Below are 11,289 nucleotides of genomic sequence, written 5' to 3'. Positions count from 1 at the left end.
GCGACGGCGCAGGGACAAGCGCGTTCAGCCGGACGGACCTCGGAAGCGCAAGCGAAGGCGACCTGCGGGGAACTGCGCACCCGACGAACGACGGCACAGGAACGGAGTCCGTCCAGCCGGACAGACCCAGAAGCGCAAGCGAAGGCGTTACCGCTGGAGCTCGTGACGCAGATCGTCCAGTTCGCTGCCGCCCGCCATCTGGCGGGTGAGCTCGTCGAGGGTGATCCCGTCCCGCGTGTGGCTGCCCGACATCGCGCCCCGCTTCAGCAGCACGAACCGGTCCCCCACGAGATACGCGTGGTGCGGGTTGTGCGTGATGAGGACCACACCCAGCCCGGCGTCCCGCGCCGCGGCGACGTACTTGAGGACGACCCCGGACTGCTTCACGCCGAGCGCGGCGGTCGGCTCGTCCAGCACCAGTACCCTCGCCCCGAAGTGCACGGCCCGCGCGATGGCCACGCACTGCCGCTCACCGCCGGAGAGCGTGCCGATGGGCTGGTCGACGTCCCGCAGGTCGATGCCCATGCGCAGCAGCTCCGCGCGGGTGGTGGACCGCATCAGTTCGGTGTCGAGCCGCCGGAAGGGGCCGGCCCCCTTCGTCGGTTCGGAGCCGAGGAAGAAGTTGCGCCACACCGGCATCAGGGGCACCACCGCGAGGTCCTGGTAGACCGTGGCGATGCCCTTGTCGAGCGCTTCGCGCGGGGAGGCGAGACGGGTCTCCTCGCCCTCGATGCTCAGGGTGCCCGCGTCGTGCTGGTGCAGCCCCGCGATGATCTTGATCAGGGTGGACTTGCCCGCGCCGTTGTCCCCGAGCACACAGGTGATCTCACCGGCGTGCACCTCCAGGGAGACCCTTTCGAGGGCCCGGATGTTGCCGTAGTGCTTGCTGACGTCGTCCAGCCGGACCAGGGGGGCGCCGGGGGCCGGGCCGTCGGACGGGGCGGCTTCAGGGGTCATGTCGTGGCCTCCGCGCGCTTGCGGACCCAGGCGTTCAGCAGGGTCGCCAGGAGGAGCATCGCTCCCAGGAAGAACTTGAACCAGTCGGGGTTCCACTCGGCGAAGACGATGCCCTTGCTGGTCATGCCGAAGATGAGGGCGCCGACCGCCGAGCCGATGGCGGAGCCGTACCCGCCGGTGATCAGGCAGCCGCCGATGACGGCGGCGATGATGTAGATGAGTTCGTTGCCGACGCCCTCGCCGGACTGGACGACGTCGAACGAGAACAGCAGATGCTGTCCGGCGACCCACGCGCCGAACGCGACGCCCATGTAGAGGCCGATCTTCGTCCGGGCGACCGGTACGCCGACCGCGCGGGCCGCGTCCTTGCCGCCGCCGACCGCGAAGATCCAGTTCCCGGCGCGGGTGCGCAGCAGGAGCCAGGTGGCGACGCCGACCAGGGCGAACCACCAGAGGATCGTGATCTTGAAGTTGACGCCGCCGAGGGTGAGGGTCGAGGCGAAGACGCTCTTCGCGGAGGCGAAGCCCTCCATGTCGGCGATCGACTTGGTGGAGACCGTGCCGCTGATCAGCTTGGTGAAGCCGAGGTTCAGCCCGGTCAGCATCAGGAACGTGCCCAGCGTGATGATGAAGCTGGGCAGTCCGGTCCGGGTCAGCATGAAGCCGTTGAACACCCCGATCGCGAGGGTCACCAGCAGGGACACCCCGACCCCGACCCAGACGTTCGCGGTCATCTGGTAGCTGAACATCGAGGACACCAGTGCGGAGCTGGTGACCATGACCCCGGCGGACAGGTCGAACTCCCCGCCGATCATCAGCAGCGCGACGGGCACCGCCATGATGCCGATGGTGGAGGCCGCGTACAGCACGGTGCTCAGGCTCGCGGCGCGCAGGAAGCTGTCCGCGACGACCGCGAAGAACAGGAACACCGCGAGGGCGCCGACGACGGACCCCAGCTCGGGGCGGCCCATCAGCCTGCGCAGCGGTGAGGTCCGCCCGAGGCGTTCGTCGGGCCCGGCGCCGCCCGGGGCGGGCGCGGCGGGGGCGGTCGCGCTCATCGGGTCCCCCGCTTCGTGTAGTCCTCCAGCTCGGCGGCCTGGTCCTTGGTGACGATCTGCGGGCCGGTCAGGACGGGCTTGCCGCCGCCGAGCACATCGGCGTTGTACTTGAAGAGCCACAGCAGGTCGACGGCCTCGTACCCCTGGAGGTAGGGCTGCTGGTCGACGGCGAAGCCCAGATCACCGCTCTTCAGCCCGGCGGCGACCTTCTCGTTCAGGTCGAAGGTGTCGATCTCCGCCTTGCTGCCCGCGTCCTGCTTGGCCTTGACGGCGGTGTCCGCGAAGGGCGCGCCGAGGGTGACGACGGCGTCGATGTCCCGGTCGGCCTGGAGCTTGGAGACGATCGAGGCCTGGACGTCGGGCATGTTGGTGCCGTCCACATACAGATTGGTCATCCGGCCCTCGAACGTCTTCTTCGCCCCGGCGCAGCGCTGCTCGTGGCCGACGTTGCCCTGCTCGTGCAGGACGCAGACGGCGCTGCGGCGCCCGCGCTCGTTGAGCTCGGTGCCGACGGCCTCGCCCGCGACGGTCTCGTCCTGGCCGATATGGGTGAGGGCGCCGAACTCCTTGGACTCCGCGGAGCCCGAGTTCACGGTGATCACGGGGATACCGGCCTTGCGGGCGCGTTCCAGGGCGGACTTCATCGCGGCGGGCTTGGCGAGGGTGACGATGATCCCGTCGACCTCCTTGTCGATCGCCGCGTCGACCAGCTGGGCCTGCTGCTGGGCCTCGTCGTGATGCGAGTACACGAAGTTGATGTTGTCCTTGGCGGCGGCCTCCCGGGCGCCGTTCTGGACGATGTCCCAGAAGGTGTCGCCGTCACCGGAGTGCGTCACCATGGCGAACGTCCAGCGGGGGGTGCTGACCGTGGACTTCCCCTGGGAGGCGGCGGCCTTCCGGGCGTCCTCGGCGCGCTTGCCGCCCGTGCTGCTGCATCCGGCGAGGGTCATCCCGAGCGCCACCACCAGCACGGCTCCCACCGCGCGTACCCCTGTCCGTGCCTTTGCCACGACCCCGTGCCCTTCTTGCCGTACTCCCCGGTGCGCCGGGACCGGCCGACCGGCCCCGGGGGTCGACTTTGCGACCTCGAACGCTCCAGTATCGGCCACCGGCAGGGCGCGGGTGGTCATCGGGTGCCGCGCGGTGCGCTTCGCCGGGCGCGGCACGCCCGGCGGATTCGCCCCGGCGCCCTCGCCGCGGGAGCCGCCGCGTGCCGTCACGGCGCGGGGTTCCGCCGGACCTGCTGCCGTGCGGTCGGTACGCATGGTGGGTCCACCTCTTCTCCCCGGCCGCCCGGATGCGGCTGAGGGGAGTTCTAGTGGTGGGGCCGGACCCCGTCAATGGGTTTGTCAGAACATTCTTACGAGGTAGGCGTGATGCCGTGCCGACGCCGCCTCAGGGGCGTACGAGGAGCTGGAACTCGAAGGAGTAGCGGGACGCGCGGTACAGATGGGAGCCGTGTTCCACGGGGCGGCCGGTGTCGTCGAAGGTGGTGCGGCGCATGGTCAGCAGCGGCGCGCCCTCGGACTCGTCGAGCTGTTCGCCCTCCGGCCCGTCGGCGGCGCGGGCGCCCACGGACTGCCGGGCGCTGTGCAGCGTGATCCCCGCGGCCCGCATCAGCCGGTACAGCCCGGTGGCCTCCAGCCGGTCCTCCTCCAGGGCCAGCAGTCCGACCGGCAGATGGTTGCGGAGGTACGCCATGGGTTCGCCGTGCGCCAGCCGCAGCCGTTCCAGCCGCTGCACCTCGGCGCCCTCGGCGACCCCGAGGGCCGCGGCGACCTCGGCGGACGCGGGGACCAGATCCCGGGCGAGCACCCGGGTCGACGGACGCTGACCGGCCGTCTCCAGGTCGTCGTACAGGCTGCTCAGCTCCAGCGGGCGTTTGACCTGGCTGTGCACCACCTGGGTGCCGACCCCCCGGCGGCGCACCAGCAGTCCCTTGTCCACCAGCGACTGGATGGCCTGGCGGACGGTCGGCCGGGACAGGCCGAGGCGGCCCGCCAGGTCGATCTCGTTGCCGAGCAGGCTGCCCGGGGTGAGCGTCCCGTCCTCGATCGCCGCTTCGAGCTGCTGGGCGAGCTGGAAGTACAGCGGGACCGGGCTGCCCCGGTCGACGCCGAGCTGGAGCGGACGGACGGGATCGGCTTCTGGTGTGGGCACGGGGGCGAGCGTAGCCGTCACGTCCGGGCGCGTGAACCCATCAGGTTCGATTGTCCGGACAAACCATTGACAGGGGGCGTGCGCCCCGTCAGCTTGTACCCATGCGCATCGGACTCATCGGGACGGGCCGCATCGGTACGTTCCACGCGGCCTCCCTCTGCCGCAACCGCGAGGTCGGTTCCCTCGTCGTCACCGACGCCGACACCGCACGGGCGCACGCGCTCGCCGAACGGGTCGGGGCGACCGTCGCGCCCGGGGTGGACGAGATCTTCACCTGGGGAGTGGACGCGGTCGTGATCACCACCGCCACCTCCGCGCACGCCGAGCTGATCGGCCGGGCCGCGCGGTCCGGGCTGCCGGTGTTCTGCGAGAAGCCCATCGCCGTCGACCTGCCCGGCACGATGGCCGCGCTGCGGGAGGTGGAGCGCGCGGGGACCGTGCTCCAGATGGGCTTCCAGCGGCGCTTCGACGCGGGGTACACCGCGGCCCGGGAGGCCGTGCGCAGCGGGCGGCTCGGCCGCCTGCACACCGTACGGGCGATGACCTCGGACCCGGCGCCCCCGCCGGCCGGGTACCTGCCGCTGTCCGGGGGCCTCTTCCGGGACTGCCTGGTGCACGACTTCGACATCCTGCGCTGGGTCACCGGCCGGGAGATCGTCGACGTCCACGCGGTGGGGTCCGACGCCGGGCCCGCGATGTTCCGCGAGGCGGGCGACGTGGACACCGCGGCGGCGCTGCTCACCCTGGACGACGGGACCCTCGCGACCGCGACGGCGACCCGTCTGAACGGGGCGGGGTACGACGTACGGATGGAGCTGGCCGGGGAGACGGACCAGGTCGCGGTAGGACTCGACGACCGGACACCGATCGCGTCCACGGAACCGGCGGGGCCGCGGGCCGCGGACAAGCCGTGGACCGGGTTCCTGGAACGGTTCGCCCCCGCGTACGAGGCGGAGCTGGCGGCGTTCGTGGCGGTGGTGCGGGGGGAGCGGGAGAATCCGTGCGGGGGCAACGAGGCGTTGCAGGCCTTGCGGGTCGCGGAGGCGTGTGAGGTGTCGCGACGCGAACGGAGGGGGGTCCGGGTCGAGGAGATCGCCCCGGAGTGACCCTTCGCGGGCTGTCCGGCTGGGCGCACATGTCCCGGTACGGGTCGGACGGAGGTGCGCAGTTCCCCGCGCCCCTGGATGCTGCCCCGGTCTGTTGTTCTTCGGGTGCGGGTCCGCCCTCGTCTTTGCGCAGTTCCCCGCGCCCCTTTGGGGCGCCCCCTGAGGCTGTTCTTCACCCTCCTCCTCGCGCAGTCGCATGGCTGCCGAAGGGGGTGGGCGGGAATCTCTGCCCGCAGACTCCGATGCTCTTCAGCAGAGCAAGGGGGACGTCCGACCGAGCGTGTCGGATCGAGGACGGAGAATCCCGACCGGCCCCGACCCGAAGAACCGACAGATGGCGCCCCAAAGGGGCGCGGGGAACTGCGCGAAACCACCGAACGACGGCACAGGAACAAGCGCGCCCACCCGGACAGACCTACGAAGCGCAAGCGAAGGCGACCCGCGGGGAACTGCGCAAAACCCACGAACGACAGCACAGGAACAAGCGCGCCCACCCGGACAGACCTACGAAGCGCAAGCGAAGGCGACCCTCACCACCGGAGGGGCACACTGCGGGGGCCTCGGATGAGGATGCCGGGGGTCCAGGGGCCCGGGGGGCCGTCGAGGGCGAGGCGGGGACAGCGTTCCAGGAGGCCCCGGAGTGCGACCCGCGCCTCCACCCGGGCCAGCGGCGCCCCGAGACAGTGATGAATGCCGTGCCCGAACGCGAGATGCCCCCGCCCGGCCCGGCGGATGTCGAAGCGGTCGGGCCCCCCGAACCGCCCCGGGTCGCGCCCCGCCGCGCCGAGCCCGACGAGCACGGAGTCACCGGCCCGCACGGTCACCCCACCCACCTCGAAGTCCTCCGCGGCGAAGCGGTACGTGCTGGCCTCGACGGGCCCGTCGTAGCGCAGGGTCTCCTCGACCGCGCCGTCGAGCAGGCCCATGTCTGCACGGAGGGCGGCGAGCTGCCCGGGGTGGGAGAGCAGCGCGACGACCGCGTTGGCGATCAGATGGACCGTGGTCTCGTGTCCCGCGACGAGTAACAGGAAGGCCATGGCACGCAGTTCGTCACCGGAGAGCCGGTCGCCGTCCTCGGCCTCCGTACGGATGAGCGCGGACAGCAGATCCTCCGCGGCTCCGCCGGCGCGTTTGTCGGCGATCAGCTCGTCCAGATAGGTCCCGAGTTCGGCCACGCTCCGCTGCGCCTCGGCGCGGCCCGCCGGGGCGACGATCCCGTTGGACATCCGGCGGAAGGCGGCCCGGTCCATGGCCGGTACCCCGAGGAGTTCGCAGATGACGGTCATCGGCAGCGGGAACGCGAACGACTCGACCAGGTCGGCCCGGCCGAGCGGGACCATCGCGTCGAGGAGGTCACCGGTGATCCGCCGGACGCGCGGGACCAGGGCCTCGACCCGGCGGGCGGTGAACTCCCGGGTGACGAGCCGGCGCAGCCGGGTGTGGTCGGGCGGGTCGGCGACGAGCATGTGCCGCCCCATCAGATGGTTGTCGAAGGCGAAACCGTCCGCGCGGGTGTAGTCCTTGAACAGCCGGGGGTCCGCGAGCAGCGAGCGCGCCTCGTCGTACCCGACGACGAGCCACACCTCCTCGGAGTAGGCGGGCGGCGGCAGCCGCACCCGGTGCACGGGACCACGGGCCCGCAGTCGCGCGTAGACGGGGTACGGGTCGTCGCGGAACTCCGCGCCGTACGCCGCCAGATCGATCACCTCGGTCGTCATGTCCGCTCCCTCCGGCCCCGCGCGCCCGGCCGGACCCGTGCACGCGTCCTGGTGAGAATCTCACCCGGAGGTCAGCGGGCCGGGACCGGGCCGGAGGGTCACTCCTCGCCGTCGAGCCAGCCCGCGTCATGGGCCAGCAGCGCGATCTGGACACGGTTGTTGAGGTCGAGCTTGGCGAGGATGCGTGAGACATGGGTCTTGACCGTGGCGACGCTCATATAGAGCTGGGCGGCGATGTCGGCGTTGGAGCGGCCGTGGCCCACCGCGACCGCGACCTCCCGTTCGCGTTCGCCGAGCGCCGTGAGCCGGGCCCGGGCGCGGCGCAGCCGGTCCTGGCGCGGGTCGACGCCCGCGACCCGGCCGATGAGCTGCCGGGTGACCGTCGGGGACAGCACGGGCACCCCGGTGGCGACCCGGCGGACCGCGTCGACGATCTCGGCGGGCCGGGTGTCCTTGAGGACGAATCCGGCGGCGCCCGCGCGCAGCGCCCGCAGGACCTGTTCGTCGGCGTGGAAGGTGGTCAGGACGATGACCTCGGGCGCGTGGTCCCGGGCGCGCAGGAGTTCGGTGGCGGTGAGGCCGTCCATGACCGGCATCCGGAGGTCCATCAGGACGACGTCGGGGGCGAGCCGGTCGACGAGGTCCGCGACCTCGGAGCCGTCGCCCGCCTCACCGACGATCTCGATGTCCTCGGCGCCGCCGAGCATCAGGGAGAGCCCGGCGCGTACCAGCGGATCGTCGTCGACGAGGAGGACCTTGGTCACAGTCATGAGGGCCACGGTAGCCAGGCGGTGATCCGGAAGCCTCCGCCGGTGGCGGGGCCGTGCTCGATACGGCCGCCGGCGAGGGTGGCGCGTTCGGTGAGTCCGATGAGGCCCTGGCCGGAGCCGGGCACCGCGGGGACGTCCCCGGGGGGCGGTGAGTTGCGCAGGGTGAGGGTGAGTCCCCGGCCGGGGCGGCCGTGGACCTCGACGTGGACCTCGGCGCCGGGTGCGTGTTTGCGGGCGTTGGTGAGGCCCTCCTGGGCGATGCGGTAGGCGGTGCGGCCCACGGAGGCGGGGACCGTGCCCGGGTCGGTGACCTGGTTGTCGAGGAGGATGTCGGCGCCCGCCGCGCGGGACTCGGCGACGAGTACGTCGAGCGCGGCCAGGGTCGGTTGCGGACGGCCTGATTCCTCGCCCTCACCGGCGCGCAGCACCCCGATGATCTCGCGCAGGTCCTGGAGCGCCTCGTGGGAGCTCTCCCGGATGACCCCGGCGGCCCGGGCGATCTCGTTCTCGGGGGCGCCGGGGCGGAACTCCAGGGCGCCCGCGTGGACGCTGAGCAGGGTCAGCCGGTGGGCGAGTACGTCGTGCATCTCGCGGGCGATGGACTCGCGGGCGAGCCGCTGGGCCTGTTCGGCGCGGAGTTCCGCCTCGGTCTCGGCGCGCCGGGCGCGGTCGCGCAGCGACAGCAGCAGTTCGCGGTGGGAGCGGACGAACAGGCCCCAGCCGACGGCGGTCGCCGTCAGGATCATGGTGAACGCGACGGCCAGGCCGAACGACACCTCGGGGTCGGGCCGCATCCAGAAGTAGAAGGGCACGGCGAGGAGGTTGGCCCCGCAGATCCAGGCGACGTATTTGAAGGGCCGGTGCACGGCCAGGGAGAAGTAGGCGATCAGCGCGGCTCCGCCGGAGGTGGAGGACAGCGGGCCCAGCAGGAGCAGCACCACGGCGAGACCGACCGGCCAGCGCCTGCGCAGCCAGAGGGCGCCGCAGGCCAGCGCGCCGATCACCTGGTCCACGGCGACCATCGCCGGGGGGAGGTTCGTTTCGTCCGGCAGGGTCTCCCCCGCCATCAGTCCGACGATGACGGCGAGCAGGAAGCAGCAGAAGTCGACGGCCCAGTCACGCAGGGTGCGGCGGGGCCGTCTGCCGTCGCTCCGCCCGGGGTACAGCTCCGCCGCCACCGCGGACGGCAGCAGCCAGCGGAAGCGGTACACGGGTCCCGGCTGCGCCGGCGCGGTCGGCTGTTCCCCACTCATGGTCGGCAATCTACGCAGGTTCGCGGCGTGTTCCTGTCATAAGGGCGGGCTGGCGACCAAAGTCCGCCAGGTGGAGACCTTCGGCCGACCCGCCGGGCCGGGGACGCCGACTTCGGCCGCGGTACGCGTTCCTGGCGGCCGGCGTCCGGGGTACGTACGGCCGATGCGGACGGTGACGTGCGTCCCGCCTGGGCTGCTTCCGGGGCCGTGCGCTGAAGCTCCTGTACCGGATCTCCCGCCGCCGGGCCCTCGCGACGGGCCCTTGGGAGGCGAACTTGCACCCGGCGGAGTGGGATGTTCCGGATGACCCGGCGAAGGGGCCGTCAGTTGGAGTATCCCTGCTGCACAAGGCAGTCGAGGAACCATCGTGACAGTGGAGGGAGAGGGGGAGCATGGCCCTGAACACCGCACCGGACGCGGTCCCCGGCGAGGTCGCGGGACCACCGGGCGCCGAAGCCGTCGTCGAGACGCGCGGTCTGCGGATGCGCTACGGGACCACCGATGTGCTGACGGGAGTCGATCTGACGGTACGCCGGGGTGAGGTGCTGGCCCTGCTCGGGCCCAACGGAGCCGGCAAGACGACCACGATCGAGATCCTGGAGGGCTTCCGGCGGCGCTCCGCCGGGGAGGTCCGCGTCCTCGGCACCGACCCCGGGGACGGCGACGAGGCGTGGCGCGCGCGGCTGGGCATCGTGCTCCAGTCCTGGCGTGACCACGCGAAGTGGCGGGTGGGTGAGCTGCTCGACCACTTCGGCCGCTACTACGCCCCGTACAGCGCCGACGGCAGGGTCCGGCCGTACGGCGCGGCCGAGCTGATGGCCCTCGTCGGGCTCACCGAACGCGCCGGGGCCCGGGTGGGCAGCCTCTCCGGCGGGCAGCGCAGACGGCTCGACGTGGCCGTCGGCATCGTCGGGCGGCCGGAGCTGCTGTTCCTGGACGAGCCGACGGCCGGGTTCGACCCGCGCGCCCGCCAGGACTTCCACGACCTGGTGCACCGGCTCACGGAACGGGAGGAGACCACGATCCTGCTCACCACCCATGACCTGGACGAGGCGGAGAAGCTCGCCGACCGGATCGTGATGCTGGCGGGCGGCCGGATCGTGGCCGACGGCACCGCCGCCGAACTGTCCCGCGAGGTGTCGGGCAAGGCCGAGGTGCGCTACAGCCGGGACGGCGAGCGCCACACGCACGCGACGGACGACCCCACCTCGTATGTGCGCGGACTGTTCGAGCGGTACGGCGACGCCATCGGCGATCTGGAGGTGCGCCGCGCCCGCCTGGAGGACGTCTATCTGGCGCTGGTGCGGGAGTACGAGTCGGGGCAGCGCACCGGTGTGCCGCCCCGGTTGCGGGAGGTGTCGTCATGAATCCCGGTGCGGCGGCCCTGCGGGCCGGACTCCATCGAGGCCGGATCGAGTTCCGGCAGCACATGAGCGACTCCCAGGACATCTGGGGCGCCGTGTTCCCCCCGGCAGTGTCGCTGGTGGTCATGTACATCCTGCGGGACAGCACCGTGCCGGGCACCGACGCGTCCCTCGGCTCCCACTCGGTCCCCGGCATCCTCGCGATGAACGTGGTGCTGACCGGCCTCATGGGGCTGGCCATCGCCCTGACGACGGACCGGGAGGACAGCACGCTGCTGCGGGCCAAGGCCGTACCGAACGGAGTCCTCGGCTATCTGACGGGCAAGGTCGTCAGCCGGGCCGCGGTGACGGTCGCGAGTCTGTTCGTCGTACTGATCCCCGCGTCTTTCCTGTTCGGCGGGCTGGAGCTGGGCCGGGTGATGTCCTGGGTGACACTGACCTGGGTCCTGGCGCTCGGACTGATCGCGACCCTGCCGATCGGCGCGATCCTCGGCGCCCTGTTCAACGGCGCCCAGAGCCTCAGCGTCACGACGCTGGTCCTGATGGGTCTGGTGGCGATCTCCGGGGTCTTCCACCCGGTCGACGGATTCCCCGGCTGGTTGCAGTTGCTGGCGCAGGTGTTCCCCTTGTACTGGCTCGCCCTGGGGCTGCGGTCGGCGCTGCTGCCCGGCGAGCTGGCCGCCGCCGAGATCGGCGGGTCCTGGCGGCACGCCGAGACGGTGGGGGTGCTGGGTCTGTGGGCGGTCCTCGGGTTCCTGGTGGCGCCCGTCGTACTGAGCCGGATGGCCCGGCGCGAGTCCGGTTCGAGCGTGGCCGCCCGCCGGGCGAAGGCGGCGCGACGACCGATGTGAGGCGAGGCGCGACCTGAGCGGGACGACCGGACGCCCTGAGGGCCGGGATCAG

At 72.0% G+C, this 11,289-nt stretch carries 10 protein-coding genes; 3 read left to right on the top strand and 7 right to left on the bottom strand.

What is annotated here, in order from left to right; translation table 11 throughout:
• Window positions 1-147: 147 nt before the first annotated feature.
• The 4 genes from AB852_RS19695 to AB852_RS19680 all read right to left on the bottom strand — a co-directional run bounded on the left by AB852_RS19695 (window position 148) and on the right by AB852_RS19680 (window position 4,175).
• Window positions 148-957 carry an ATP-binding cassette domain-containing protein gene (locus AB852_RS19695; RefSeq protein WP_073790139.1) on the bottom strand — a complete coding sequence of 270 codons (810 nt, stop codon included), beginning with the start codon at window positions 955-957 and terminating at the stop codon, window positions 148-150.
• Window positions 954-2,015 (bottom strand): ABC transporter permease, encoded by a 1,062-nt coding sequence (locus AB852_RS19690; RefSeq protein WP_073790137.1) that lies wholly within the window; start codon window positions 2,013-2,015, stop codon window positions 954-956. Before AB852_RS19690 ends, AB852_RS19695 begins: the two co-directional genes overlap by 4 nt.
• Window positions 2,012-2,965, bottom strand: coding sequence for a sugar ABC transporter substrate-binding protein (locus AB852_RS19685; protein WP_107499295.1), 954 nt, complete (start codon window positions 2,963-2,965; stop codon window positions 2,012-2,014). The genes AB852_RS19690 and AB852_RS19685 overlap by 4 nt, the downstream gene beginning before the upstream one ends.
• Window positions 2,966-3,410: 445 nt before the next feature.
• On the bottom strand, window positions 3,411-4,175 hold the full coding sequence (locus AB852_RS19680) for a GntR family transcriptional regulator (RefSeq protein WP_073790133.1): 765 nt from the start codon (window positions 4,173-4,175) through the stop codon (window positions 3,411-3,413).
• A gap of 101 nt (window positions 4,176-4,276) precedes the next feature.
• Between AB852_RS19680 and AB852_RS19675 the strand changes: the two genes are divergently transcribed.
• Complete coding sequence (locus AB852_RS19675; RefSeq protein WP_073790131.1) at window positions 4,277-5,281, top strand: Gfo/Idh/MocA family protein; 1,005 nt, start codon at window positions 4,277-4,279, stop codon at window positions 5,279-5,281.
• 530 nt (window positions 5,282-5,811) lie between these two features.
• On the opposite strand, the gene AB852_RS19670 is transcribed toward AB852_RS19675, so the two are convergent.
• From AB852_RS19670 to AB852_RS19660, 3 genes are all read right to left on the bottom strand, one after another.
• Window positions 5,812-6,999, bottom strand: coding sequence for a cytochrome P450 family protein (locus AB852_RS19670; protein WP_073790129.1), 1,188 nt, complete (start codon window positions 6,997-6,999; stop codon window positions 5,812-5,814).
• Window positions 7,000-7,097: 98 nt separating this feature from the next.
• Window positions 7,098-7,769 (bottom strand): response regulator transcription factor, encoded by a 672-nt coding sequence (locus tag AB852_RS19665; RefSeq protein WP_073790526.1) that lies wholly within the window; start codon window positions 7,767-7,769, stop codon window positions 7,098-7,100.
• The gene (locus tag AB852_RS19660) at window positions 7,766-9,022 is read right to left on the bottom strand and encodes a sensor histidine kinase (RefSeq protein WP_073790126.1); all 1,257 of its coding nucleotides are present in this window, start codon (window positions 9,020-9,022) and stop codon (window positions 7,766-7,768) included. The genes AB852_RS19665 and AB852_RS19660 overlap by 4 nt, the downstream gene beginning before the upstream one ends.
• Window positions 9,023-9,414: 392 nt before the next feature.
• Here AB852_RS19660 and AB852_RS19655 point away from each other — a divergent pair, with 392 nt between their 5' ends.
• Window positions 9,415-10,389 (top strand): ABC transporter ATP-binding protein, encoded by a 975-nt coding sequence (locus AB852_RS19655; protein ID WP_073790123.1) that lies wholly within the window; start codon window positions 9,415-9,417, stop codon window positions 10,387-10,389.
• Window positions 10,386-11,237: an ABC transporter permease gene (locus tag AB852_RS19650; RefSeq protein ID WP_073790120.1), complete on the top strand. Its 852-nt coding sequence runs from the start codon at window positions 10,386-10,388 to the stop codon at window positions 11,235-11,237. Before AB852_RS19655 ends, AB852_RS19650 begins: the two co-directional genes overlap by 4 nt.
• Window positions 11,238-11,289: the final 52 nt, after the last annotated feature.

Source organism: Streptomyces uncialis (assembly GCF_001905345.1).
GTDB lineage: Bacteria > Actinomycetota > Actinomycetes > Streptomycetales > Streptomycetaceae > Streptomyces > Streptomyces uncialis.
Note: the sequence above shows the minus strand (reverse complement) of the source record. Positions and strands in the feature narration are given on the sequence as shown.